At 70.0% G+C, this 23,964-nt stretch carries 22 protein-coding genes; 11 read left to right on the top strand and 11 right to left on the bottom strand.

The annotated features are described in order from the left end of the window. Positions 1–45: 45 nt before the first annotated feature. Positions 46–1,590 carry an ATP-binding protein gene (locus IB269_RS06540; RefSeq protein ID WP_192366701.1) on the bottom strand — a complete coding sequence of 515 codons (1,545 nt, stop codon included), beginning with the start codon at positions 1,588–1,590 and terminating at the stop codon, positions 46–48. Continuing rightward, on the bottom strand, positions 1,587–2,249 hold the full coding sequence (locus IB269_RS06535) for a response regulator transcription factor (RefSeq protein ID WP_012206042.1): 663 nt from the start codon (positions 2,247–2,249) through the stop codon (positions 1,587–1,589). Before IB269_RS06535 ends, IB269_RS06540 begins: the two co-directional genes overlap by 4 nt. A 317-nt stretch (positions 2,250–2,566) precedes the next feature. On the opposite strand from IB269_RS06535, the gene IB269_RS06530 reads away from it, so the two are divergent. The 3 genes from IB269_RS06530 to IB269_RS06520 are packed head-to-tail and all read left to right on the top strand — an operon-like array spanning position 2,567 to position 4,781. Next, positions 2,567–3,565: a TlpA disulfide reductase family protein gene (locus IB269_RS06530; RefSeq protein WP_192366700.1), complete on the top strand. Its 999-nt coding sequence runs from the start codon at positions 2,567–2,569 to the stop codon at positions 3,563–3,565. Next, positions 3,562–4,368: a thiol:disulfide interchange protein DsbG gene (dsbG, locus tag IB269_RS06525; RefSeq protein ID WP_192366699.1), complete on the top strand. Its 807-nt coding sequence runs from the start codon at positions 3,562–3,564 to the stop codon at positions 4,366–4,368. The genes IB269_RS06530 and dsbG overlap by 4 nt, the downstream gene beginning before the upstream one ends. An 11-nt stretch (positions 4,369–4,379) precedes the next feature. Further along, positions 4,380–4,781: a hypothetical protein gene (locus tag IB269_RS06520; RefSeq protein ID WP_192366698.1), complete on the top strand. Its 402-nt coding sequence runs from the start codon at positions 4,380–4,382 to the stop codon at positions 4,779–4,781. Here IB269_RS06520 and IB269_RS06515 read toward each other — a convergent pair. Next, a complete protein-coding gene (locus IB269_RS06515) occupies positions 4,766–5,230 on the bottom strand; it encodes a hypothetical protein (protein ID WP_012206046.1) in 465 nt (154 codons plus the stop codon). The two genes, IB269_RS06520 and IB269_RS06515, sit on opposite strands and share 16 nt — an antisense overlap. A gap of 333 nt (positions 5,231–5,563) precedes the next feature. Between IB269_RS06515 and dsrO the strand changes: the two genes are divergently transcribed. The 3 genes from dsrO (at position 5,564) to IB269_RS06500 (ending at position 10,748) form a co-directional block, all read left to right on the top strand. Next, a complete protein-coding gene (dsrO, locus tag IB269_RS06510; RefSeq protein ID WP_012206047.1) occupies positions 5,564–6,409 on the top strand; it encodes a sulfate reduction electron transfer complex DsrMKJOP subunit DsrO in 846 nt (281 codons plus the stop codon). 16 nt (positions 6,410–6,425) lie between these two features. Further along, positions 6,426–7,469 (top strand): NrfD/PsrC family molybdoenzyme membrane anchor subunit, encoded by a 1,044-nt coding sequence (gene nrfD / locus IB269_RS06505; protein WP_192366697.1) that lies wholly within the window; start codon positions 6,426–6,428, stop codon positions 7,467–7,469. Between the two features lie 78 nt (positions 7,470–7,547). Then, complete coding sequence (locus IB269_RS06500; protein WP_192366696.1) at positions 7,548–10,748, top strand: tetrathionate reductase subunit A; 3,201 nt, start codon at positions 7,548–7,550, stop codon at positions 10,746–10,748. On the opposite strand, the gene IB269_RS06495 is transcribed toward IB269_RS06500, so the two are convergent. The 8 genes from IB269_RS06495 to IB269_RS06460 all read right to left on the bottom strand — a co-directional run bounded on the left by IB269_RS06495 (position 10,749) and on the right by IB269_RS06460 (position 18,232). Then, a complete protein-coding gene (locus IB269_RS06495) occupies positions 10,749–12,203 on the bottom strand; it encodes an efflux transporter outer membrane subunit (protein WP_192366695.1) in 1,455 nt (484 codons plus the stop codon). Further along, complete coding sequence (locus IB269_RS06490; RefSeq protein WP_192366694.1) at positions 12,200–13,381, bottom strand: HlyD family secretion protein; 1,182 nt, start codon at positions 13,379–13,381, stop codon at positions 12,200–12,202. The genes IB269_RS06495 and IB269_RS06490 overlap by 4 nt, the downstream gene beginning before the upstream one ends. 29 nt (positions 13,382–13,410) lie before the next feature. Next, a complete protein-coding gene (locus tag IB269_RS06485; protein WP_012206052.1) occupies positions 13,411–15,186 on the bottom strand; it encodes an MFS transporter in 1,776 nt (591 codons plus the stop codon). 1 nt (position 15,187) lies between these two features. Next, on the bottom strand, positions 15,188–15,736 hold the full coding sequence (locus IB269_RS06480; RefSeq protein ID WP_013802028.1) for a TetR/AcrR family transcriptional regulator: 549 nt from the start codon (positions 15,734–15,736) through the stop codon (positions 15,188–15,190). A 105-nt stretch (positions 15,737–15,841) separates the two neighbouring features. Continuing rightward, positions 15,842–16,759 carry a pseudouridine synthase gene (locus IB269_RS06475; protein WP_192366693.1) on the bottom strand — a complete coding sequence of 306 codons (918 nt, stop codon included), beginning with the start codon at positions 16,757–16,759 and terminating at the stop codon, positions 15,842–15,844. Positions 16,760–16,771: 12 nt separating this feature from the next. After that, the gene (locus IB269_RS06470) at positions 16,772–17,188 is read right to left on the bottom strand and encodes a putative toxin-antitoxin system toxin component, PIN family (protein WP_012206055.1); all 417 of its coding nucleotides are present in this window, start codon (positions 17,186–17,188) and stop codon (positions 16,772–16,774) included. Continuing rightward, positions 17,185–17,412: an AbrB/MazE/SpoVT family DNA-binding domain-containing protein gene (locus IB269_RS06465; RefSeq protein ID WP_012206056.1), complete on the bottom strand. Its 228-nt coding sequence runs from the start codon at positions 17,410–17,412 to the stop codon at positions 17,185–17,187. Before IB269_RS06465 ends, IB269_RS06470 begins: the two co-directional genes overlap by 4 nt. A gap of 64 nt (positions 17,413–17,476) precedes the next feature. Then, positions 17,477–18,232 (bottom strand): GntR family transcriptional regulator, encoded by a 756-nt coding sequence (locus tag IB269_RS06460; RefSeq protein ID WP_192366692.1) that lies wholly within the window; start codon positions 18,230–18,232, stop codon positions 17,477–17,479. Positions 18,233–18,369: 137 nt separating this feature from the next. Between IB269_RS06460 and IB269_RS06455 the strand changes: the two genes are divergently transcribed. From IB269_RS06455 to IB269_RS06435, 5 genes are all read left to right on the top strand, one after another. Continuing rightward, positions 18,370–19,164 (top strand): SDR family oxidoreductase, encoded by a 795-nt coding sequence (locus IB269_RS06455; protein WP_071956140.1) that lies wholly within the window; start codon positions 18,370–18,372, stop codon positions 19,162–19,164. 66 nt (positions 19,165–19,230) lie between these two features. Next, positions 19,231–20,163: a 3-keto-5-aminohexanoate cleavage protein gene (locus IB269_RS06450; protein ID WP_096916568.1), complete on the top strand. Its 933-nt coding sequence runs from the start codon at positions 19,231–19,233 to the stop codon at positions 20,161–20,163. 46 nt (positions 20,164–20,209) lie between these two features. Next, a complete protein-coding gene (locus tag IB269_RS06445; RefSeq protein ID WP_192366691.1) occupies positions 20,210–21,088 on the top strand; it encodes an SMP-30/gluconolactonase/LRE family protein in 879 nt (292 codons plus the stop codon). Between the two features lie 121 nt (positions 21,089–21,209). Next, positions 21,210–22,529, top strand: a complete 1,320-nt coding sequence (locus tag IB269_RS06440) for an MFS transporter (RefSeq protein ID WP_071956142.1) — start codon at positions 21,210–21,212, stop codon at positions 22,527–22,529. A gap of 37 nt (positions 22,530–22,566) precedes the next feature. Beyond that, a complete protein-coding gene (locus IB269_RS06435) occupies positions 22,567–23,913 on the top strand; it encodes an MFS transporter (RefSeq protein WP_013802019.1) in 1,347 nt (448 codons plus the stop codon). The last annotated feature ends 51 nt before the right edge of the window (positions 23,914–23,964 follow it).

Genomic DNA, 23,964 nt, shown 5'->3' with positions numbered 1-23,964 from the left:
TGGCCAGCCAGGCCCGCACGATACGGAACCGAGATTAAGCCGGCGTTAATGGGCCAGCGCTAATGGGCCGGCGGCAGGGGCCTGCGGGCCCGGACCGCCCGCCAGCGGCAGGTACAGGCGCGCGACCAAGCCGCTGGCCTGGCCTTCCTCGGGCCGCCACAGGCTGCGCGGCTGCAGCAGCAGGCAGCCGCCTGCGCATTCGGCGATGCGCTGCACGATGGGCAGTCCCAGGCCGCTGCCATGCTCCTGGGGACGCTTGCGCCAAAAGCGCCGCGTGGCCTCTTCGCATTCCTCGGCGCTGAGCCCCGGGCCGTGGTCGGCCACGGTGAACTCCACATAGCCTGTGCCCGGCTGCTGCGTCTTGCCCGGCATGGCGCCAATGGGGCGCACGGCCAGCTCCACGGGATGCTGCGGCGCATGGCGCAGGGCGTTTTCCAGCAGATTGCGCAGGGCCGAGACCAGCAAGGGCTCGGAGATGGCCAGCGGCCAGTCCTGCACGGGCTGGCCGTTGTCCAGCCATGTGCGCAGCGCGGGCGCTGGGGCCTGGGCGCTCACGGCATTCACAGCCAGTTGCCAGGCCTTGTCCAGCGCCTGCAGCGCATCGGCAGGCGCATCGCCGCAGGCCAGCACGGAGGCAGCGCCAGGTTCATGCTGCTCCAGCCGCGCCAGCAGCAGCAATTGCTCCAGCGTGTGCTGCAGGTGCTCCACGCCCTCGCCCGCCTGGGCCAGCGAATCGCGGGCCATGGAGCCGGGCGGCGCCGCCAGAAGGCCGGCAGGCATGCCGGGCGCCGCCAGCGCCATCTGCGCCACCTGCACATGGGTCTTGATGGCGGTGAGCGGCGTGCGCAGCTCATGGGCGGCGTCGTCGCTCCAGCGGCGCTCGCGGTCGATGGCGGCGCGCACGCGGTGCAGCAGCTGGTTGAGCGTGCCCACCAGCGGCGCCAGCTCGCGCGTCTGCAGGCCCTGGGCCACGGGCGAGTCGTCGCCGGGCGGGCGGCGTGCCAGTTCGCGCCGCAGGGCCTCCAGCGGCCTGAGGCCCTGGGTCACGGCCCACCACATCAGCCCCATGCTGGCCAGCAGCGCCAGCACGAAGGGCAGGACGATGGTGTAGGCAAAGCCGTGGATCAGGCCCTCGCGCACATCGATGCGGTCGGCCGTGGCGATGCGCACGCCGTGGTCCTCCAGCACATAGGTGCGCCAGGGCTTGCCGCCCTTGATGATGGTCGAGAAGCCCAGCGGCATGCTCTGCGGAAACACGGGACTGCCCTCGGTCTTGGCCAGCACCTGCGGCAGGGCCGATTCGGGCCGCACGGGCTGGACCTCGCCGCGCACCAGGCTGACCTCGCAGGCCACGCCGTCGCGCGCGATCACGTTGAGCATGGGGCTCCAGTCCTGCGGCAGCTCCCGGGCAGGCCGGAACTGGTGGACGATGCCTGCCACCATGCGCGCCGAGGCGATCAGCCGGTCATCGAGCACGGTGCGCAATTCGTTGCGCATGTCCGAGAACATCCAGGCCGCCACCCCGCCCCACAGCGTGCACAGCGCCAGGCACAGACATGCCAGCAGGCGCACGCGCAGGCTGCGCATCATGGGTGCAAGCCCAGGCGATAACCCTCGCCGCGCACCGTCTCCACCAGTTCATGGCCCAGCTTGCGGCGCAGGTGGTGCACATGCACGTTGACGGCATTGCTCTCCACATCCTGGCTGTAGCCGTAGAGGCTGTCGCGCAGTTGCTCGGTGCTCAGGATGCGGCCCGGCGACTGCAGCAGCGCGCGCAGCAGCGACCACTCGCGGCGCGACAGCTCCACCGTGCGGCCCTGGCGCTGGATATGGCCGGCAGCGGGGTTGATGCGCACCTCGCCCAGCTCGATCCAGTCCACGCTGCGGCCGGCCGCGCGGCGCAGCAGCGCATGCAGGCGCGCCGCCAGTTCGTGCAGGTCAAAGGGCTTGACCAGGTAATCGTCGGCGCCGGTCTGCAGGCCCTCGATGCGCTGTGACACGGCATCGCGCGCCGTCAACACCAGCACGGGCACCTGCAGGCCCTGGCCGCGCCAGCGCGCCAGCAGCGAAAGGCCATCCTCGTCAGGCAGGCCCAGGTCCAGCACGCAGGCATCGAAATGCGAGGAACGGATGGCCGCATCCGCCTGCCCGGCCGAGGCCACGGTATCCACGCCGAAGCCCTGCAGCTGCAGGCCGGCTCGCACGCCGCTGGCCACCAGCGCGTTGTCTTCCACCAAGAGAACATGCATGTTGTTGTCCGCAGGGCCTGGCGCCAGGCCCCGCCATCTGTATCCAAGTCGGGAACGAAAAGCGACTGAGCATCGCAGATTTGTAGCGAGGTGTGCGCCAGCATGCCGAATCTCGCAGGCACGCGTACAAGAATGCGGCCCGATGATTGCAGCCTTGCCGGCAACCTCCGGGCAGGCGCCATCGTGGCAGCCCGCACTGTGCCGGGTCTGATGGCGCAAGGGCCGTTGCCCACCCGTTACCCACCCGTTAACCCCCCGTTAATTCCCCGCTGCCAGCATCCACGACCTGTCAGCCTGCATGGCTGAAACTCCCTTCCATGCACCTCCGGTCATCCCCTCTTCTTTCGTCCTTCCTGCCCTTGCTTGCTGGTCTGCTGCTGGCGCCTTCGCCTGTTCTTGCCGGAGCGGCAGAGCCTGGCGGGCCGTCAGCGCTATCGGCGCTGGGCGCCTGGCTGCACCTGCCTGCCAGCCTGGCGCTGGGGCCGCTGGCCCTGCCGACGGGCGTGGTGGTGGCCATGCTGGCCTGGCTGCTGGCGCAGTGGCTGGCGCGCAGGAACGAAAGGCGCACGGGCCAGGCCGTGGATGCGCTGCTGTGGCAAAGCACCCTGGCCGGCCTGCTGGTGGCGCGCCTGGCCTATGTCGCGCAGTGGTGGACCGAGGTCGCGCCGGCCCCCTGGGATTGGAGCGGGATGCCGGCCTTCGCAGGCCGCATCATCGATATCCGCGACGGGGGATGGAACCTGTGGGCCGGCCTGCTGGCCGCGCTGCTGTACATGCTGTGGCGCAGCCGCCGCTCCCCGGTGCTGCGCCGCGCCACAGGGCTGGCGCTGGGCGCGGGGGCGGCCCTGCTGGTGCTGGGCAGCTTGCTGCAGGCGCTGCCGTCCGCAGATGCACCGGCCCTGCCGGCCTTCACCCTGGTCAACGGGCAGGCGCAGCCGGTCTCGCTGCAGCAGTTGCAGCAGGCCGATGGCAAGCCCATGGTCATCAACCTCTGGGCCACCTGGTGCCCGCCCTGCCGGCGCGAGATGCCGGTGCTGGCCCAGGCCCAGCAGCAGCGGCCCGATGTGCGCTTCATCTGGATCAACCAGGGCGAGTCAGCCGAGGCCGTGATGGGCTACCTGCGGCGCGAGCAGGCAGCAGCCCCGCTGCCGCTGGCCCAGGTGCTGTTCGACCCGCAGCAGCAGGCCGGCGGGCACTGGCGCCAGCGGGGCCTGCCTTCCACCTATTTCTATGGCGCCGACGGCAGGCTGTGCGGCATGCGCATGGGCGAGCTGTCGCGCGCCAGCCTGGCCCAGCATCTGAAGGAATGTTCATGAGCGCTTCCCCCCTGTTTTCCCTGCCTGCACTGGCAGGAGCCCTGGCCCTGTCGGCAGCCTTGGCCCTGCCGGCTGCGGCGTCCGAGCTGCCATCGGAGGAGTTTCTGGCCCAGCAGGGACTGACCCTGGTGGGCCCGCTGCCGGCCGTGGGCGGACTCAAGGCCTGGGCCGCCTACCGCGACCGCCAGCCCGTGCCCATCTACCGCATGCCTGACGGCAAGCACTGGGTGCTGGGCACGGTGATCGACGCCCAGGGCCGCGACGTGAACGCCCAGGCCCTGCAGGCCGCCGTGCAAAAGCCCATGGGCGAGCAACTGTGGAGCGATGTGCAGCGCGCCCAGTCCATACCGGATGGCCGCGCCGACGCGCCGCGCACGGTCTATGTGTTCACCGACCCCAACTGTCCCTATTGCAACCAGCTGTGGAACGATGCCCGGCCCTGGGTGGAGAGCGGCCAAGTGCAGTTGCGCCACATTCTGGTCGGCATCCTCAAGCCCAGCAGCGAGGGCAAGGCCGCCGCCTTGCTGACCGCGCGCCAGCCCGAGCAGGCTCTGGCCGAGCACGCACGCGCCTATGCCAAGGCCGGCCGCGCCAGCGCAGAGGGCGCGGGCGCCACGCCGCTGGCCCCGGTGCCGCAGGCCACGCGGCAGGTGCTGGCCAACCATGCCTCGCTGATGTCCACCTGGGGCCTGCGTGCCACGCCGGCCCTGGTCTGGAAGGATGACAAGGGAGTGGTGCAGGTACGCACCGGCCTGCCGCCGGGCCTGCTGGAAGAGGTCATGGGGCCGCGTGGCAGGAAATGACGAGGACGACCATGAGCACAAGCCGTTCTCCCGCCGCTTCCACCGCCTCCAGCGACTGGAGCGACCTGTTCCCCGCCCGGCCGGATACGCCGCCGCTGCGCATCGTGCTGCATGCGCCCACACCGGGCGCCCTGGCCCGTGCACGCAGCAATCTGGCCAACCTGCGCCAGGACCGGCCCGGTGCCGAGGTCCGCATCGTCATCAACGGCCCGGCCGTCGAGGCACTGCTGGACGCCGCGCCGGGCACGCCGCAGCATCTGGATGCAGAGGCCCTGGCCCATGCGCTGGTCTGCCCGAACACGCTCAGGAAGCTGGGCCGCGAGGCGCCTGCCGGCATGCGCGTGCTGCCGCAGGGCGGCATCGAGTCACTGGCCCTGCTGCAGCAGTCGGCCTGGTGCTACGTGCGCTGCTGAGCGGCCTGCGCCAGCGAGGCAAGGCAGCGGGCCTGCCATTGGTATTCAGGCTCGAAGGACTCGCGGTCCGTGACGGCGCCGTGGCCGCCCTCGCCATAGACCATGGCGTAGGCCGCATAGTCGGCCGCCTGCAGCGCCCGGCCCGCCAGCCCATGGGCCGTGGCATAGGTGGCGGACACGGCGGCATGGCCGCAGCCGTCGAGGGAGCGTGATCCCTGGTGGTGGTTGGCCAGGCTGGCGGCCTCGCGGGCCAGGCGGTCCAGCTCCTGCCTGTCGATCTGGCCGTCCAGGTAGCGGCGAAGGCCTTGTGCGCAGCGGATGACGTCCGGGTCTTCCAGCAGGTGCGCGATGCGGTCCACGCAGGCCTGTGTGAATTGCAGCCTCAGGTGCTCGCCGGCTTCGGCGGCAAGGTCCAGTTCCGAAGCAAGGCTGTTCAGGGCATGGTTCATGGAGAACTCCTTGGCAGTGGCGACACAAGCAGCGTAGACCGGGGCCGCGCACGGAAACAAGAGGGTGATTTCCGATACGCGCCCCGCATTCCCGAGGAATGCAGTCACCCTGTTAACCCCGTCTTAATCCCCGCGCCACACGCTATGGACTGCCTTGGGCGCCTGTCCATGGCAGGCAGTCGGTGGCACTTTGCAAGCCCATTGCTTGACTCACATCAAGCCACCAAGGCCCTGAATTTCATATATTAAATTCAATATAAAAAGCATATTTTTAATGCTTTATTGAGTTTGAGCGACCACGATCCGTGGCCGCAGGACGATGAAAGACAGGCCATGCCAAAAACATCCCGCGCCGGCAGCGGCTGCAACGACTGCAGCTGCAAGCCCTCCTCCCAGGACATCCCCGCCCGCACCGCCGCCCATGCACAGCCCGCCGCAGGCAAGCGCGGCTTCCTGCAGGATCTGCTGGCCGCCGCCATGGCGGCCGTGGCCCTGCCCGTGGCGGCGGCCGCGCCCGGCACCCCCGGTTTTCAACCGCCGCGCCGCCCCGGCGAGGCCGGCAGGCGCTACGGCATGCTGGTGGACCTGCGCCGCTGCATAGGCTGCCAGGCCTGCACCGTGAGCTGCTCCATGGAGAACCTGCCGCCGCTGGGCCAGTTCCGCACCACGGTGCTGCAGTACGAGGTGCAGCATGCGGGCAACGAGGACCTGCCGCCGGCCATGCTCAACCTGCCGCGCCTGTGCAACCACTGCGACAACCCGCCCTGCGTGCCGGTCTGCCCGGTGCAGGCCACCTTCCAGCGCAGCGACGGCATCGTGCTGGTGGACAACGAGCGCTGCGTGGGCTGCGGCTACTGCGTGCAGGCCTGCCCCTATGACGCGCGCTTCATCAACCACGAGACGCAGACCGCCGACAAGTGCACCTTCTGCGAGCACCGCCTGGAAGCCGGCCTGCTGCCGGCCTGCGTGGAAAGCTGCGTGGGCGGCGCCCGCGTGATCGGCGACCTCAACGACGAGGGCAGCGAGATCCGCCAGCGCATGCGCGAGCACGCCAAGGACCTCAAGGTGCTCAAGCCCGCCATGGGCACGGACCCGCATGTGTACTACCTGGGATTGCCCGACGCCTTCGTCGACGGCGTGGACGGGCAGGCCAGCGTGCGGCTGGTCACTTCCCACTGAACGCAAGGAGCACCCCATGCACATCGTCGAACTCCTGACCCCCGCCTACGAATCGGCCTGGCTGCCCTGGGCCGTGCAGTACTTCTTCCTGGCCGGCATTGCCACGGGCGCCGCCCTGCTGGCCGCCGCCTGCGCCTGGGCGCCTCGCGGCAGCGCCATGGCGCGCCTGCTGCCGGCCGCCGTGCTGGTGCTGGCCGTGAGCGCCATCGCGGCGCCCGTGTCGCTGCTGGCCGACCTGCACCAGCCTGCGCGCTTCTGGCATTTCTATGCGCACTTCACGCCGTGGTCGTGGATGTCGGTGGGCGCCCTGCTGCTGCCGGTCTTCGTGGGGCTGGCGCTGGCCTTCGTGCTGGCCTGGTGGCTGGGCCGGCCGCAGTGGCTGCGCTGGCTGGCGCCGCTGCTGGCCGTGTCGGCGCTGACCATCACCGCCTATACCGGCGCCGAGCTGATGGCCGTGCGCTCGCGCCCGCTGTGGAACACGCTGTGGGTGCCGCTGAACCTGGCGCTCACGGGCTGGCTGGCCACGGTGGGCTGCATGCTGGTGACGGCGCGCTTTCTGCCCGCCCGCCACCGCCCCGATGCCGGCGCCCTGCAGGCCTTGCGCGTGCTGGGCCTGGCGCTGGCGCTGTGCCTGCTGGCCATGGTGGCGGTCTGGGCCGTTGCCGGCTGGCTGGGCCAGGGCCGCTCCTTCCAGGCGGCGCTGCAGCTGTGGCAGCAGTTTCCGGTCTGGCGCCTGAGCATGCTGGGCTCGGCCGGGGCCGGTGCCGCCCTGCTGTGGGCCCTGGTGCGGGGTGGGCATCGCATGGCCTGCCCGCGCTACACGCTGGCCCTGGGGCTGGGCCTGGCCGCCGCGGCCTGGGCCTTCCGCTGGGCGCTGTTCATGGGCGTGCAAGGCGTGCCCAAGTACGGCGCGGGCCTGTACATCTACCACATGCCGCTGGGCGGCGACGGCCTGCTGGGCATGCTGGGCGTGGCCGGCCTGTGTATCGCGCTGGTGACGCTGGCCACCTGGGCGCTGGAGCTGTTTCCCGCGCGTTCGGCCGCGGCCCGCGCCGTCTGACACCGCCGCCCTGACGACCCCTCACCCATTCACGGAGCGCGGCCCGCCACCGGCCGGCCGCGCCACAGAAAGCCTTTCATGACCGACAAGAAGAAACTCCCCCAAGCTCCCCAAGATTCCCTGGATGCCGAGGCCACACGCCGCCGCCTGCTGCTGCGCGGCGGACTCACCGCCGGTGGGCTGGCCGCCTTTGCGGCCGGCTACGGCGAGACGCTGGCACGTGGCGCCAAAGGCCTGGTGACAGGCAGCTCGGGCACGCCCACGGCCAGCGCCACGCGCGGCAATTCGCTGACGCCGGAGTTCCGCATCGACCCGGCCACGGGCGCGCTCACCACCCAGCCCGGCCAGGTGGTCAGCCCCTCCAGCTGCCTGGGCTGCTGGACGCAGTGCGGCGTGCGCGTGCGTGTCGATACCGCCAGCAACCGCATCCTGCGCGTGGCAGGCAACCCCTACCACCCGCTGGCCACCACGCGGCCAGCCGCCATGGAAGAACCCGTGCGCGAGGTCTACGCCAAACTGGGCAAGGAGCTGGGCCTGGAGGGCCGGGCCACGTCCTGCGCGCGCGGCTCGTCCATGCTGGAGCACCAGAGTGCGCCGCACCGCGTGCTCACCCCGCTCAAGCGCGTGGGCCCGCGCGGCAGCGGTCGCTGGCAGAGCATTTCCTTCGAGCAGCTGGTGCAGGAAGTCTGCGAGGGCGGCGATCTGTTCGGCGAAGGCCAGGTCGAGGGCCTGCGCGCCATCTGGGACACCAAGACGCCGCTGGACGCCGACAACCCCGAGTTCGGCCCGCGCTCCAACCAGTTGCTGGTGACCGACGCCTCCAACGAAGGCCGCGCCCAGCTGCTGCGCCGCTTTGCAGGGCCGTCCTTCGGCACCGTGAACGTCAGCAACCACGGCGCCTACTGCGGCCAGAGTTTTCGCGTGGGCGCGGCAGCGGCCCTGGGCGACCTGCCCGGCATGCCGCACGGCAAGCCGGACTGGAGCCATGCCAGCTTCGGGCTGTTCATCGGCGCGGCGCCCGCGCAGTCCGGCAACCCCTTCCAGCGCCAGGGCCGCGAACTGGCCGAGGCCCGCTCGCGCGAGGACAACCGTTTCCGCTACGTGGTGGTCTCGCCCGTGCTGCCGACCTCGTCCAGCCTGGCTGCGGGCAGCGGCAACCGCTGGCTGGCCGTCAAGCCGGCCAGCGACCTGGCCCTGGCCATGGCGCTGATCCGCGTCATCCTGGACGAGGCGCGCCATGACACGGGCTTTCTCGCCCAACCCGGCCCGGCCGCCATGCAGGCGGCGGGCGAGGCGTCCTGGAGCAATGCCACGCACCTGCTGGTCAACGAGCCCGGCCACCCGCGCCACGGCAGCTTTCTGCGCGGCGCCGACCTGGGCTGGGCCCTGCCCGCGCCAGCCGAAGACGGCAAGCCGGCCCAGGATGTGTTCGTGGTGCAGCGTTCCGATGGCAGCCTGGCGCCGCACACCCAGGCCGAGCCTGCACAGCTGATGGTGCGCACCCGCGTGGCCGTGCCCGGCCTGAAGGCCGAAGGCGCGGACCAGGCCCCCGAGCTGTCGGTCTGCTCCTCGCTGGCCAAGCTGCATGAGCAGGCCAGCCTCAAGACACTGGACGAGTACGCGGCGCTGTGCGGCGTGGCGCGCGGCGAGATCGAGGCGCTGGCGCGCGAGTTCACCAGCCATGGCAAGCGCGCCGTGGCCGATGCGCACGGCGGCACCATGAGCGGCGCGGGTTTCTACACCGCCTACGCCATCAGCATGCTCAACACCCTGGTGGGCAACCTCAACGTGCAAGGCGGCCTGGTGCTGGATGCCGGCCCGTTCGGCCCCTTCGGCCCGGGCCCGCGCTACGACTTCGCCAACTTCGACGGCAAGGTCAAGCCGCGCGGCCTGGCGCTGTCACGCCACCGCCAGCCCTACGAGAAAAGCGCGGAATTCCAGCGCAAGCGCGAGGGCCAGCCCGAGGGCGCGAAGGACTACCCCGCCGCCCAGGCCCCGTGGTACCCGGCCGTGGGCGGCCTGTCCAGCGAGATGCTGGCCAGCGCGCTGGCCGGCTACCCCTATCGCGCCAAGGCCTGGATCAACCACATGAGCAACCCCGTCTACGGCATTGCGGGCTTTCGCAATGCGCTGGTGGACGATCTCAAGGACCCGAAGAAGCTGCCGCTGATCGTCTCCATCGACCCCTTCATCAACGAGACCAGCGCGCTGGCCGATTTCATCGTGCCCGATACCGTGACCTACGAGAGCTGGGGCATCTCGGCGCCCTGGGCCGACGTGGTGGCCAAAAGCTCCACCGTGCGCTGGCCCGTGGTGCAGCCCGCCGTGGCGCGCACGGCCGGCGGCCAGCCCGTGAATGTGGAGAGCTTTCTCTTCGCCGTGGCAGAACGGCTGGGCCTGCCCGGCTTTGGCGAGGCCGCCATCAAGGACGCCCAGGGCCAGCCCCATGCGCTGCGCTCGGCCGAGGACTTCTTCATCCATGCCCTGGCCAACGTGGCCTGGGCAGGCGGCAAGCCCGTGCCGGCGGCCAGCGATGACGACATCGCCATCACCGGCGTGGACAGGCTGGTGCCCGCGCTGCGCCAGCGCCTGAAGGACGATGAATGGCGTCAGGTGGCCATGCTGCTGACGCGCGGCGGGCGCTTCGACCGCATCGAGGACGCCTGGAAGGACGGCCACACCCGCAAGGCCCACGCGCCTGCCCTGCAAGTCTGGAGCGAGGAGCTGGCCCGCATGCGCCACGCCATGACGGGCGAGCGCTACAGCGGCTGCCCCACCTGGTATCCGGCACGGCTGGCCGACGGCAGCGCCATGCGCACGCATTTCGGCGAGCAGCAATGGCCGCTGCTGCTGACCTCCTACAAGTCCAACCTGATGAGTTCCATGTCGATTGCCGTCTCGCGGCTGCGCCAGGTGCATCCGCACAACCCGGTGTCCCTGCACCGCGATGACGCCGAGCGGCTGGGCATCGCCAACGGCGACACGGTGCGCATCCGCACGCCGGGCGGCGCGGTGACGGCCGTGGCCATGGTGCGCGACGGCGTGATGCCGGGCACCGTGGCCATCGAGCACGGCTACGGCCACCGCGAACTGGGCGCGGGCCGCCACAGCATCGACGGCAAGCCCATGCCGGTGAACGCCGAGCATGCCAATGGCGTGAACCTCAATGACCTGGGCTTTGCCGATCCCACGCGGCCCGGCTGCAAAAACGTGTGGGTGGACTGGGTGTCCGGCGCCACGGTGCGCCAGGGCCTGCCTGCGCGCATCGAGAAGGTCTGATCAGCGGGCGGGGCTGGCGACGGGTGAAGTGACGGGTGTAGCGCCTGGTGTGGTGGCGGCCTGCCAGCCGCCGCCCAGCGCCTGGTACAGCGCAATGGCGTTTTCCAGCTGGCTCTGGCGCAGGCGTATGACTTCCTGCTGGGCCTGGTAGAGATTGCGCTGTGCGTCCAGCTCTTCCAGGTAGCTGGCGTAGCCGGCCTCGTAGCGGTCCTTGGCAAAGCCCAGGGAGCGCTGCAGCACCGCCTCGCGCTCGCTGGCGTGCTGCCACTGCGACTGCAGGCGCCGGGTGCCGACCAGGGCGTTTTCCACATCGGCCAGGGCCTTGATCACCACGCCACGGTAGGCATAGGCGGCCTGGTCGCGCTGGGCGGTCACGGCGTCGAACTGCCCTTGCAGCCGGCCGCCCGTGAACAGCGGCGCGAGCACGCTGCCGCCCAGGGCCCAGACCGTGGCCGGGTGGTATTGCAGGGCGTTGACCAGCAGGCTGCCGGCGCTGGCCGTCAGCGAGACCTGGGGCAGGAAGGCGGTGCGCTGCACGGCCAGGCTTTCGTCGGCGGCCGCCAACTGCAGCTGCGCCCGTGCAATGTCGGGGCGGCGCTGCAGCAAGGCAGAAGGCAGGCCGGCGGCCGGCGCGGGCGGCGGTGCGCCCAGCGCAGCGGACTGGCCGTCGGTTGTTGCCATGAGCGCGGCTGCCTGCTCGTCACCCTCGCCGCCGGCCAGCAGCAGGAGCGCCGTGCGCTGGCGCGCCAGCGACAGCTCCAGCTGCTCCACGGCCTGCTGCACGGATTGCAGCTCGGCCTGCGCCTGGGTGAGCTGCAGCTGCGAGGTGTAGCCGACGCGCGCCTGATCGTCAGCCAGGCGCAGGGCCTGTTCGCGCGAGCGGGCCGTGGCCTGGGCCACTTGCAGCTGCGATTGCAGCGAGCGCAGGCCCACATAGGCCTGGGCCGTGGTGGCGGCCACGGCCAGGGCCACGGCGTCGCGGTCGGCCTCGCTGGCCTGCAGGCGCAGGGCGGCGGCCTTTTCCAGGTGGGCGATGCGGCCCCACAGATCAGGCTCCCAGCTGGCCTGCAGGCCGGGCTGAACCGAGCGCGTGTGCGCCAGGCCCCGCGCGCCCAGGCTGCGGCCCGTGGAGGCGCCGGCCGTGGCCGAGAGCTGTGGCAGGCCCGCAGCGCCTGCCACATCCAGGTTGGCCCGCGCCTCATCCACGCGCGACAGGGCCAGCAGCACATCGTTGTTGCGGGACTGGGCCAGTTCCACCCAGCGCGTGAGCAGCGGATCGCCAAAGGCCTGCCACCACGATGCCTGGACGGCGGCGGCCGGCTCCTGCCCTGCCCCGCTCCACTGGGCGGGCATGGCGGGCCGGGCCGCTTCGGGCGCGGTGTTCAGCGGCGGCACGCTGCAGCCGGCCAGCGCGGTGGCGCAGGCGATGGCCATGGCCAGTGCGCGGGCGGTCATGGGCGGGCCTCCGGTTGGGGTACGGGTTGCTGTGCGGGTTGGGGCTCAGGCTGCGCCGTATCCAGCCGCACCACCACCGACATGCCCGCGCGCAGCCGCGCGGCCAGCTCCTGGTCGGGATCGATTGCAATCTTGACCGGCAGGCGCTGCACCACCTTGGTGAAGTTGCCCGTGGCGTTGTCGGCCTTGAGCACGCTGAATTCCGAGCCCGTGGCCGGCGCGATCTCCAGCACGCGGCCCGTGAGGTGGGCGCCGCCCAGCGCATCGACGCTGAAGCGCACTGCCTGGCCTATGCGCACCTGGGCGGTCTGGGTCTCCTTGAAGTTGGCCACCACCCACAGCGTGTGCGGCACCACGTACATGAGCTGGGAGCCGGCCGTGACGTACTGGCCCCGGCGCACACCCACCTCGCTGACCTGGCCATCGCCGGGCGCGTGCACCACGGTGTTGTCCAGGTTGATCTGGGCCTGGCGCAGCTGAGCCTCGGCCATCTGGACCTGGGCTTCGAGCGAGGCGCGGTTCACCGTCGTGGCCTTGATCTTCTGGGCGTTGATCTCGATGTCGGCCTGGGCCTTGGCCACGTTGGTGGCCGCCAGGCGCGCGGTGGCACGCACCTTGTCACGCTCGTTGAGCGAGACGGAGCCGCGCTCGGACAGCGCCTGCACGCGCTGCAGCTCGGCTGCGGCGCGGTCGGATTCGGCCTGCGCCGCCGCCAGGCCGGCGCGGCTGGCGCCCAGCGTGGCGCGGTTCTGGGCCTGGGTCTGGTCGGCATTGGCCAGCTGTGCGCGGGCATTGGCCAGCTGGGCCTGCGCCTGGGCCTGGGCGGCTTCGTAGGTGCGGGCGTCGATGCGCACCAGGGGCTGGCCGGCCTTGACGTTCTCGTAGTCCTGCACCAGCACCTCGGTCACATAGCCGCTGACCTGGGGCGCAAGCACGGTGACGGCGCCGCGCACATAGGCGTTGTCGGTGCTGACCACGGTGCCCGCGAAGGGGAACAGGTTCCAGGCACGCAGCACCAGCAGCACGCCGGCCAGTGCGACCACCAGCATCACCAGCACGCTGCGCAGCGAGGGCTTGATGAGCTTGGGCGATGGCGAAGGTGAAGGCGCCGCAGCGGGAGCCGGCGCAGGCGAGGCAGAGGCGGCCGTGCCGCCATTGGTATTTTCGGAGTCACTCATGTTGTTGTCTTTTCTCTGGGCGAACGGTTTCAGGCGCGGGCGACGGGTTGGGTGGGCGGCTGGCCCGGCGCGTCCTGCGGCGCGGCGGCATCGGTGCCGCGCATGGCCGAGGCATCGGCAGCGGCGGCGCGCATGCGCTCCACGAAGGCGCGCTGGCGTGCGCGGCCGGCCAGGGCCAGCATCCACAGCAGGTAGAGCACGGCCACGCCGGCCGTGAGCGCGAACACGTCGTTGTAGGCGCGCACATTGGCCTCGCGGCGTGCGGCCTGCGCCAGCTGGGCCGTGCCCTGGGCCGCACGCAGGGCCGGGTCGGCAATGACGCGGGCCAGGCTTTGCTGCTGCAGGCGCAGGCGGTCGGCCACGATGGGGTCGGTGGGATCGACATCGGCCACGATGGCGGCCGAATACACCTGCTCGCGGTGCATCTGGTAGGTGCTCAGCAGGGCCGAGCCCATGAGCGCGCCCATGGCCTGCGTCATGGAGATGGTGACGATGGCCGTCAGCATGTAGTGCGCGCCGAACTTCAGGCCCTGCACCACGCCGATCAGCATCAGCGGCCCCATGAACAGGCCCGCGCCCACGGCCATGAGGAACTGGCTGCCGAAGAAGTCCTCGGGCCGGGCCAGGCTGGTGCGGCTGTGGTCCAGCCAGGCCGCCAGCGCGAACAGCACGATGGAGCCCACGATCTGCTTGCCCATGTTCTCCAGCCCGAAGGTCAGCGCCGACACGGCAATGCCCGCGATGGTGCCCAGCAGGATGACGATGAACAGCGGCTGCATCTGGTCCACCGTCATGCCCAGCATTCGCTGCATGCCGATCACGCCATAGGTCTGCTCGGTGGTCAGAAAGCGCAGCAGCAACGCACCGATCACGAAGCGCACCGTGGGCGCCAGCACGAACCAGCGCGTCTGCAGCATGGGGTTGCGGCGGTGATGCTCGATGTACAGCGCCACGCTCAGCAGGACGATGGAGCCGATCAGCATCCAGGCCAGCCAGGGCGTGTCCAGCCACCAGTGGTTGTAGCCCTGCACCAGCACGGCGATCAGCAGGCCCACGCCGGGCACCATGAGGAAGAAGGTCAGGAAGTCCAGCCGCTCGAAGCTGCGGATGTGCACGCCCGGCGGCAGCTTGAGCACCACCACGCCCGCGAACGAGATCAGGGCCAGGCCGGCCTCGAACAGGTAGAGGTTGTGCCACTCGCTGTTGAACAGCAGGCCCGGCGACAGGATCCATGCCAGCGGCGTGGCGATCTGTCCCAGGCCCACGCCGATGACCAGCATCTTCAGCACATGCTTGCGCGGCGCAGCCTGCAGCATGTAGAGCGTGCCCAGCGTGCTGCAGGTGGCGCCCGCCAGGCCGCTGGCCGCGCGCAGCATGAGCAGGCTGGTGTAGCTGCCCAGCACCAGGTGCAGCAGCGTCAGCAGCGCATACAGGCCCAGGCCGATCTCGGCGAACAGCCGCATGCCGAACTGCTGGCGGAACTTGTAGACCAGCAGGTTGGCCGTCATGTTGAGCATGACGTAGGCGCCGGTCAGCCAGGCGGCCTCGGAAGACGTCAGCCCCATCTGGCCCTGGATGGTGGGCAGGTTGGCCGTGAACAGTGCATTGCCCAGGCCGCCCGTCAACGCCACCAGCACGGCGATCAGGCCATAGGCGGCGCGCACGGCCGGCTGGTGCAGCGGCATGGACGGCGAGCCCGGCAGGCTGGGCTTTTCATGCTCTTCCCAGTCCGGCGGGGGCTTGAGGTAGACGACGGGGGGCGACGGGGGCAGCACGGGCCCCGGTGGAGTGGGTGTGGTGGCCATGTCAGGCCTTCAGGCCTTGCCAGACGATCTGCAGCGCCTTGCGCGCCAGGGTGCGCCGCTGCTGCGGCGTCTCGCCGCGCAGCGAGGCGCCCAGCATGCCGAAGACCAGGGACAGCTCGGCCTGCGTCAGCGGCTGGCGGCAATGGCCACAGGCCACGGCCCGGTCCATGGCCGGCCGAAAGATCTGCCACATGGCAACGCGGGCCTGGGCGATGACCTCGTCGCCGCGCTCCACCGTGCGCCAGTAATCGGTGATGGGGGCCGAGACCGCAATGCGCTCGGCCAGGCGCGACAGCAGCTTGTAGAAGGCATCGTCATCCTCGGCCATGGCCTCGGCCGCGAGGCGCATGTTGTCCAGCGAACGCTCCAGCAGCGCCAGCATCAGCGCACGCCGGTCAGGAAACTGCCGGTACAGCGTGGCGCGGCCGACCTCGGCGCGCTCGACCACCAGGTCCAGCGGCGCGGTCACGCCATGCTCGGAAAACACGGCATCGGCCGCGTCCAGCAACTGGGCGCGGCGGATATCGGCACTGGGTCTTTTGGAAGTCATGCGGACAATTATCGGACAAAGTTGTCCGTTAAATGTCCGCAACCGGCCTATCCCATGGCGGGGCCATGGGCAAAAAACCAACGGTTTCCGGTAGTGGAAAAGCCTCTACAGGTCGGTCAGCGGCAGCAGCTGGCGGCGGCTGTCAAAGCGCCGCGACTGGCCGTCCAGAGGATCGGTGAACGCCAGGCTGCGCGCCAGCAGCTGCAGCGGGCGCGAGTAGTCGCCCTCGGGCATGTCATGCACTTCGGGATAGAAGCCGTCGCCCCACAGCGGCAGGCCCAGGGCGGCCATGTGCACGCGCAGCTGGTGGCGCTTGCCGCTTTCGGGCTCCAGCCGGTAGCGCGCCCAGGGGCCGCGCTGCTCCAGCACCTGCATGTGGGTGCGGGTGTTGGGCGCGCCGGCCACCTCGTGCATGCGGAAGAAATGCCCGCTTTCCTCCATGCGGCTTTCATGCGTGCGCGGGAAAACCACGTCCTCGCGCCAGGGGGCCACGGCCTCGTAGGCCTTGTGGATGGCGCGGTCGCGGAACAACGCCTGGTAGATGCCGCGCGTGGCGCGCTGCACCGAAAACACCACCAGACCCGCCGTGTCGCGGTCGATGCGGTGGATGGGCGACAGCTCGGGCAGGTCGAACTCGCGCTTGAGCCGCACCAGCAGCGTCTGCTGCAGGTACTTGCCGGCCGGCACCACGGGCAGGAAATGCGGCTTGTCGGCCACCAGCAGATGCGCGTCGCGGTGGAGGACCTCGGCCTCGAAGGGAATGGGCGGCTCGGCCTGCAGCTCGCGGTAGTAGTAGTAGCGCAGGCCCGGCGCAAAGGCCGTGCCTGCATCGGCGGCGCGGCCATGCTCGTCCACCACCTCGCGCAGCGCCAGGCGCCGCAGCCAGTCTTCGCGCGCCACGGCCGGCAGGCGCTCGGCCAGAAAATCGATCAGCAACCCGCCGCCCTGGCTGGGCAGCACCACGCAGCTGGGGCTGACGCCGTCGCGTATGGGAAGAACCTTGGGGTCGTGGGCGTTGTGCATGGATTCCTGCCCTCAGCGCTTGTGCAGCGCTGCCCACTCATCGGGCGTCACGATCAAGCCGGGAAAGCTGTCTCGCAGCGCCAGAAGGTCGCCGTCGCCGGTGATGAGCGCCTGGGCCCGGCCCACATGCGCCAGCACCAGGAACACCTGGTCCTTGTCGTCCCGGCACAGCGGCAATGCAGGCCAGGGCTGCGGCAGTGTGACGACATCGGCCCAGGGCAGGAAATCCTCCAGCAAGGCCTGTTGCTCGGCCGTTGACAGCTTGAACTTCGGGTAGGCGAGCACACGCAGCAATTCGCTGGCCGTTTCCCTGCAGACCAGGGGCTTCAGCTGCTGGTGCTGCCAGGCCCGGCGTATCCACGCAAGACGGCCGGACGTGAACAGCAATGCCGAGAGCACGACGTTGGTGTCCAGGACGACACGCATCATTTGCGCGCCCAGGAGGTCGCCTCCTGCACATCCTCTTCGGTGATGCCCATCTGCTGCAGCTTGTCGCGGACGGCCTGTGCGCGCTGGACACGCTGCACGTGCACGGGCGTGAGCACGATGCGGCCGTTTTCCACGGCCACCTCGAAATACTCTGCGGCCTCCACCTCGGACACCACGGCCTTGGGCAGGGTGATCTGGTTCTTCGACGTCAATTTGGCAAGCATGGCCGGCTCCTGCAAATGAGAGAAAACACGGAAATCTTACTTCCTTACCTCATTCCTCTGTGTCTCACCGGGCTTCTTCACCTGGCGAGGCTGGCCCGCTCAGTCCACTCACGCCGTTCAACCCGCTGTCCGCCGTCACCAGCACGCCCGCCGAAACGATGTAGTCGGCCGCGCTTTCGATGTCGCCGCGCAGCGCCTCCTTCGCGGCTGGCGCATCACCGCGCCGCAGGGCCTCGACCAGGCGCGCATGGTGGCCGACCGCCACCTGTTCGCTCACGCGGCGCGAGCCCGAGCGCATGTCGTGGTTGAGGATGGGACCTATGCGCAGCCACAGCGCCTCGATCATCTGCAGCAGCATGGGCATGCCGGCCGCGCTGTAGACGGCGAAGTGGAAATCCTTGTTGAAGGCGATGAGCCGCGCGCCGTCCGGCGAGGCGCTGGCCATCTCGGCCGCAAAGCGGTCCTGCAGTGCGGCGATGCGTTCCAGCTCGGCGGCGGGCAGTTGCCGGGCCGCCTGCTCCGTGGCCAGGCCTTCGAGGTTGACGCGGATGCGCGTGATCTCGCGGAAGGCGCTTTCCGTCATCAAGGGCACGCGCAGCGCGCGGTTGGGCGTGAGTTCCAGCGCCTGCTCGGCCACCAGCCGGTGCACGGCCTCGCGCACGGGCATGACGCTGACGCCCAGCGCGCTGGCCGTGGTGCGCAGCGAGATCTGCTCGCCCGGAATCATCTGGCCCGTGATCAGCAATTCCCTGAGCTGTGCATAGACATCGCTGCTGAGGGTCTGCCGTTTGAGTGGGGTGACTAGTTCGTTGATGGCCATGGCGGCGATGGTAGCGCGGCGCCGCCGCTGTCATGCCGCATAGGGTATTCACCATATTTGATCTGTGATCACAGATACAAAATCCAAACCCAACCCGAATCCCTTCACCTTTGTTTGAGTTCCCAAGGAGTCCCCGCATGTGGAAAAACGATCTTCTGGCCGGCCAGCGCGTCCTGGTGACGGCGGGCGCCGCCGGAATCGGCCTGGAAATCAGCCGCGCCTTTGCCGAGGCCGGCGCGCGCGTCATGGTCTGTGACGTGGCCCAGGCCAGCCTGGATGCGCTGGCTGCCGCCCTGCCCGGCGCCAGCGGCCGTCTTGCCGATGTGTCGGATGCCTTGCAGGTGCAGGCCCTGTTCAAAGCCGTGGACAACGAGCTGGGCGGCCTGGACATCCTCGTCAACAACGCCGGGGTGGCCGGCCCCACGGGCGCGGTGGAGACGCTGGAGCTGGCCGACTGGCAGCGCACGCTGGATGTGAACATCACCGGCGCCTTCCTGTGCACGCGGCTGGCCGTGCCCCGGCTTCGGCAATCGGCACGCGAGGGCCGGCAGGCGGCCATCGTCAACCTGTCTTCGGCGGCAGGCCACCTGGGCATGCCGGGCCGCACGGCCTATTCGGCGTCCAAGTGGGCGGTGATCGGCTTCACCAAGTCGCTGGCACTGGAGCTGGGCGCCGACGGCATCCGGGTGAACGCCATCCTGCCGGGCGCCGTGGACGGCCCGCGCATCCGCGATGTGATTGCCGCCAAGGCGCAGGCGCGCGGCCTGCCGCTGGAAGACGTCACGCGCAGCTACACGCACCAGGCCGCGCTGGGCCGCATGGCCACGGCGCGCGACATTGCCAACATGGCCGTGTTTGCCGCCAGCCCGCTGGCCGGCCATGTCACGGGCCAGGAGCTGGCCGTCGATGGGCTGACCCAGGCGCTGAGCTGAGCGCCCTCTCGTCCTCCTCTCCCCCTCTACTCCTCTCGCCTTTTTCACCGTTCTCAAGGACCTTCCATGGCCACCCGCACCAAAGCCATCATCACCTGCGCGCCCACGGGCGCCATCCACACGCCCAGCATGTCGCCCCACCTGCCCGTGACGGCCGAGCAGATTGCGCGCGCCGCCATCGATGCCGCCGAGGCCGGCGCCGCCATCGTGCACCTGCATGCCCGCGATCCGCGCGACGGGCGCCCCTCGCAGGACCCTGAGCTGTTCCGCCCCTTTCTCAAGGCGATCCGGGCCGAGAGCGATGCCATCGTCAACATCACCACGGGCGGCAGCCCGCACATGACGGTGCCAGAGCGCATGCGGCCCGTGACCGAGTTCCAGCCCGAGCTGGCCTCGCTGAACATGGGCTCGATGAACTTCGGCCTGTTCCCCATGCTGGAGCGCTTCAAGGACCTGGAGCACGCCTGGGAGCGCGAGCACCTGGAAAACAGCCGCAACCTGGTCTTCAAGAACACCTTTGCCGATATCGAAGGCATCCTGCGGCTGGGCCAGGCCCAGGGCACGCGCTTCGAGTTCGAGTGCTACGACATCAGCCACCTGCACAACCTGGCGCATTTCGTGGACCGGGGGCTGGTGCAGGGGCCCGTGTTCGTGCAGTCGGTGTTCGGCATCCTGGGCGGCATCGGCGGCCACCCGGAGGACCTGATGCACATGCGGCGCACGGCCGACCGCCTGCTGGGCAGCAACTACCAGTGGTCCATCCTGGGCGCCGGGCGCAACCAGCTGCCGCTGGCCACCATGGGCGCGGCCATGGGCTCGCATGTGCGCGTGGGGCTGGAAGACTCTCTGTGGATAGGCCCGGGCCAGCTGGCCACCTCCAGCGCCGAGCAGGTGCGCCGCATCCGCACCGTGCTCGAGGCGCTGAATGTCGACGTCGCCACGCCTGACGAGGCGCGCCGGATGCTGGGCCTCAAGGGTGCGGCCAACGTCGCCTTCTGAATCGCCTTCCCGGGCCAGCCCCCATGCCACCGAACAGGAGACTCCCATGCAGATCGATATCGTCGCCGACCTCAAGACCACGCTGGGCGAAGGCCCGCTGTGGGACGTCGGGCTGCAGCGCCTGTACTGGATAGACAGCTTCGACGGCCGCATCTTCCGCTGCACGGCCGACGGGCGGGAACTGCGCGCCTGGGAAGTCGGCCAGAAGATTGGCTCCATGGCACTGCGCCGCGACGGCCGCTCGGCCCTGGTGGCGCTGCACGGCGGCGTGCACACGCTGGACCTGGAAAGCGGCGAGCTGGAGCTGGTCGTCGCCCCCGAGTCCCACCTTCCCGGCAACCGGCTCAACGACGGCAAGGTGGACCGGCAGGGCCGCTTCGTCTTCGGCTCCATGGACACCCTGGAGGAGCAGCCTTCGGCGCGGCTGTACCGGCTGGACACGGACCTGAGCCTGCATGTGCTGGACGAGGGCATCATCTGCTCGAACGGCCCGTGCTGGAGCCCGGACGGCACGACGCTCTATTTCTCGGACACGTGGAGCGGCGAGATCCGGGCCTACGACTACGACACGGCCACGGGCCATGCCAGCGGCCGCCGGACCTTTGCCCCGGTCGACACCAGCGATGGCGGCGCGGCCGACGGGGCCACGGTCGATGCCGAAGGCTGCCTGTGGCAGGCCCTGGTGTACGCGGGCCAGCTGGTGCGCTACACGCCGGACGGCCGGGTGGACCGGGTGATAGAGATGCCGGTGCGCAAGGTGACCAGCGTGATGTTCGGCGGGCCCGGGCTCGACACGCTTTACGTCACCTCCATGGGCAAGCCGCCGTTGCCGCGTTTCCCGGGCGACGGCCAGTCCCGTGGCGCGCTGTTCGCCGTCAAGGGGCTGGGCGTGCGTGGCCTGCCCGAGCAGCGCTTCGGCGCCTGAGCACGGAGCCGGGCATGCAGGCCCGGAGCCTTCGCACCGCAACGCCGCCCGCCCCGCGAAGCGGCGCCTTCATCCACACAACAATGAAACGGCACCCACCGCTGGTGCCCGGGAGACTGTCATGGCCCAGGCCCCGCGCGCTTCGCTGCGCCAGATCCACCGCTATTCATGGGTATCCCTGCTGGTCTGCTGGCTGATCTGGGTACTGAATGCCTACGACCGCGAGATCGTGCTGCGGCTGGGGCCGACCATCTCCCGGCACTTCGGCCTGTCGGCCGACGAATGGGGCACGGTGGCCACCATCGTGATGCTGGCCCTGGCCGTGCTGGACATTCCCGGCGCAATCTGGAGCGACCGCTACGGCGCGGGCTGGAAGCGCGCACGCTTTCAGGTGCCGCTGGTGCTGGGCTATACGGCGCTGTCGTTCGCCTCGGGCTTCAAGGCGCTCAGCGGCAGCCTGGCGGGCTTCGTGGCGCTGCGCGTCGGCGTCAACCTGGGCGCCGGCTGGGGCGAGCCCGTGGGCGTGAGCAACACCGCCGAGTGGTGGCCGGTGGAGCGGCGCGGCTTCGCGCTGGGCGCCCACCACACGGGCTATCCGGTGGGCGCCATGCTCAGCGGCCTGGTCGCCGGCTTTGTGCTGTACGCCTTCGGCGAGGAGAACTGGCGCTATGTGTTCTTTGTCGCGCTGGTCGTCGCCATCCCGCTGATGTGGTTCTGGGCGCGCTACTCCACGCCGCAGAAGATGGAACTGCTGTATGCCGACATCGCCGCCCGGGGCATGACCCCGCCGCAGGCCAGCGTGGCGGCGCAGGTGGAAAAAGGCCAGGCCTGGCGCACCCTGCGCAGCACGCTGGCCAACCGCAGCATCGCCCTGACGGCTGGCAACACCCTGCTCACGCAGGTGGTCTACATGGGCATCAACGTGGTGCTGCCCGCCTACCTCTACAACATCATGGGCCTGTCGCTGGCCGAATCGGCAGGCATGAGCGTGGTGTTCACGCTCACCGGCATCGTGGGCCAGCTGGTCTGGCCGGCTCTGTCGGACGTGATCGGGCGCCGCGTCACCCTGGTGATCTGCGGCCTGTGGATGGCCGCCAGCGTGGGCGCCTTCTACTTCGCCGACACCATGGCCCTGGTCGTGGTGATGCAGCTGCTGTTCGGCCTGGTCGCCAATGCGGTCTGGCCCATCTACTACGCGGTGGCCTCGGACTGCGCCCAGCCTGCGGCCACCTCCACGGCCAACGGAATCATCACCACCGCCATGTTCGTGGGCGGCGGCATCGCGCCCGTGCTGATGGGCAGCCTGATCGCCCTGGGCGGCGGCTGGACCAGCCCCGGCGGCTATGCCCTGTGCTTCCTGGTCATGGCCGGCTGCGCGCTGGGCGGCGTGGCCCTGCAGCTGGGCACGCGCGGCAACGCCGCCTCCACCGCCACCGCCTGACTCCGCTTTCCTCCACCCATCTTTCCAAGGATTTGCCATGGTCCATCACCCATCGCCCTCCCCTGTTCACGCGCCGCCCGCACGGCCGCAGCCTGCCGCCGGCGACAGGCAGTCGCTGCTCAACGCCCGCATCTTCCGCAGGCTGATGCCGCTGCTGGTGCTGTCCTATGTGATCAGCTTCATAGACCGCACCAACATTGCGCTGGCCAAGTCGCACATCGAGGTGGACCTGGGCATCTCGGCGGCCGCCTACGGCCTGGGCGCGGGGCTGTTCTTCCTGAGCTACGCCCTGCTGGAAGTGCCCAGCAACCTCATCATGCACAGGGTGGGCGCGCGCTTTTGGATCACCCGCATCATGGTGACCTGGGGCCTGCTGTCGGCCGGCATGGCCTTCATCACCGGAGAGACCTCGTTCTACGTGATGCGCGTGCTGCTGGGCGCCGCCGAGGCGGGGCTGTTCCCCGGCGTGATGCTCTACCTGACCTACTGGTTCGGCCGCGAGGAACGGGCCCGCGCCATCGGCTACTTCCTGCTGGGCGTGTGCATTGCCAACATCCTCAGCGGCCCCGTGGGCGGCGCGCTGCTGCAGATGGACGGCTTCCTGGGCTGGCATGGCTGGCAGTGGATGTTCGTGATCGAGGGCCTGCCCGCCGTGGCCCTGGCCTGGGTGGTCTGGAAGAAGCTGCCAGACGGCCCGGCCAGCGCGCCCTGGCTGACGGCCGCCGAATCGCGCGAGGTACTGCAACGCCTGCAGGCCGAGCAGGACCAGCAGGCCAGCGCCGGCCAGGTGGGCCACTCGCTCAGGGACTGCCTGCGCGACCGCCAGATCTGGCTGGCCATCCTTGTCTACTTCTGCCACCAGATCAGCATCTACACGGTGATCTTCTTCCTGCCGGGCATCATCGGCACCTACGGCCAGCTCTCGCCGCTGCAGATCGGCACGCTCAACTCCGTGCCCTGGATCGCAGCCGCCATCGGTGCGGCCTGGCTGCCGCGCTTTGCCACCCACCCGCAGCGCTGCCGGCGCATGCTGCTGGCGGGCCTGGCCACCATGGCCGCCGGCCTGCTGGTGGCCGCGCTGGCGGGCAAGGCCTCGCCAGCCCTGGGCCTGCTGGGTTTCAGCCTGACGGCGCTGATGTTCTTCGTGGTGCAGTCCGTGGTCTTCCTGTTTCCAGCCTCGCGGCTGGCGGGCGCGGGGCTGGCGGGCGGCATAGCCCTGGTCAATACCTGCGGCCTGGTGGGCGGCTTCATCGGCCCCACGGTGATGGGGATGATCGAACAGGCCACGGGCAGCACGCGCAACGGCCTGTTCATCATGGCGGGCCTGCTGGTGGTGGCCGCCCTGGCATCCACCCGGCTGCGCCAGGGCCAGGAGACGCCGTGATGACGGCCCCTTCCCCGCCGCAGGCCGCGCTGTAGGTCAATCTCCTGTATG

The organism is Delftia sp. DLF01 (assembly GCF_014852125.1).
GTDB lineage: Bacteria > Pseudomonadota > Gammaproteobacteria > Burkholderiales > Burkholderiaceae_C > Comamonas > Comamonas acidovorans.
The sequence above is the reverse complement of the archived record's forward strand: the minus strand, read 5'-3'. Positions and strand labels throughout refer to the sequence as shown.

What these genes read in the sequence shown, in the direction of transcription:
- IB269_RS06540 (WP_192366701.1), bottom strand. Translation starts at nt 1,590, where the DNA reads ATGATGCGCAGCCTGCGCGTGCGCCTGCTGGCATGTCTGTGCCTGGCG.
- IB269_RS06535 (WP_012206042.1), bottom strand. Translation starts at nt 2,249, where the DNA reads ATGCATGTTCTCTTGGTGGAAGACAACGCGCTGGTGGCCAGCGGCGTG.
- IB269_RS06530 (WP_192366700.1), top strand. Translation starts at nt 2,567, where the DNA reads ATGCACCTCCGGTCATCCCCTCTTCTTTCGTCCTTCCTGCCCTTGCTT.
- dsbG (WP_192366699.1), top strand. Translation starts at nt 3,562, where the DNA reads ATGAGCGCTTCCCCCCTGTTTTCCCTGCCTGCACTGGCAGGAGCCCTG.
- IB269_RS06520 (WP_192366698.1), top strand. Translation starts at nt 4,380, where the DNA reads ATGAGCACAAGCCGTTCTCCCGCCGCTTCCACCGCCTCCAGCGACTGG.
- IB269_RS06515 (WP_012206046.1), bottom strand. Translation starts at nt 5,230, where the DNA reads ATGAACCATGCCCTGAACAGCCTTGCTTCGGAACTGGACCTTGCCGCC.
- dsrO (WP_012206047.1), top strand. Translation starts at nt 5,564, where the DNA reads ATGCCAAAAACATCCCGCGCCGGCAGCGGCTGCAACGACTGCAGCTGC.
- nrfD (WP_192366697.1), top strand. Translation starts at nt 6,426, where the DNA reads ATGCACATCGTCGAACTCCTGACCCCCGCCTACGAATCGGCCTGGCTG.
- IB269_RS06500 (WP_192366696.1), top strand. Translation starts at nt 7,548, where the DNA reads ATGACCGACAAGAAGAAACTCCCCCAAGCTCCCCAAGATTCCCTGGAT.
- IB269_RS06495 (WP_192366695.1), bottom strand. Translation starts at nt 12,203, where the DNA reads ATGACCGCCCGCGCACTGGCCATGGCCATCGCCTGCGCCACCGCGCTG.
- IB269_RS06490 (WP_192366694.1), bottom strand. Translation starts at nt 13,381, where the DNA reads ATGAGTGACTCCGAAAATACCAATGGCGGCACGGCCGCCTCTGCCTCG.
- IB269_RS06485 (WP_012206052.1), bottom strand. Translation starts at nt 15,186, where the DNA reads ATGGCCACCACACCCACTCCACCGGGGCCCGTGCTGCCCCCGTCGCCC.
- IB269_RS06480 (WP_013802028.1), bottom strand. Translation starts at nt 15,736, where the DNA reads ATGACTTCCAAAAGACCCAGTGCCGATATCCGCCGCGCCCAGTTGCTG.
- IB269_RS06475 (WP_192366693.1), bottom strand. Translation starts at nt 16,759, where the DNA reads ATGCACAACGCCCACGACCCCAAGGTTCTTCCCATACGCGACGGCGTC.
- IB269_RS06470 (WP_012206055.1), bottom strand. Translation starts at nt 17,188, where the DNA reads ATGATGCGTGTCGTCCTGGACACCAACGTCGTGCTCTCGGCATTGCTG.
- IB269_RS06465 (WP_012206056.1), bottom strand. Translation starts at nt 17,412, where the DNA reads ATGCTTGCCAAATTGACGTCGAAGAACCAGATCACCCTGCCCAAGGCC.
- IB269_RS06460 (WP_192366692.1), bottom strand. Translation starts at nt 18,232, where the DNA reads ATGGCCATCAACGAACTAGTCACCCCACTCAAACGGCAGACCCTCAGC.
- IB269_RS06455 (WP_071956140.1), top strand. Translation starts at nt 18,370, where the DNA reads ATGTGGAAAAACGATCTTCTGGCCGGCCAGCGCGTCCTGGTGACGGCG.
- IB269_RS06450 (WP_096916568.1), top strand. Translation starts at nt 19,231, where the DNA reads ATGGCCACCCGCACCAAAGCCATCATCACCTGCGCGCCCACGGGCGCC.
- IB269_RS06445 (WP_192366691.1), top strand. Translation starts at nt 20,210, where the DNA reads ATGCAGATCGATATCGTCGCCGACCTCAAGACCACGCTGGGCGAAGGC.
- IB269_RS06440 (WP_071956142.1), top strand. Translation starts at nt 21,210, where the DNA reads ATGGCCCAGGCCCCGCGCGCTTCGCTGCGCCAGATCCACCGCTATTCA.
- IB269_RS06435 (WP_013802019.1), top strand. Translation starts at nt 22,567, where the DNA reads ATGGTCCATCACCCATCGCCCTCCCCTGTTCACGCGCCGCCCGCACGG.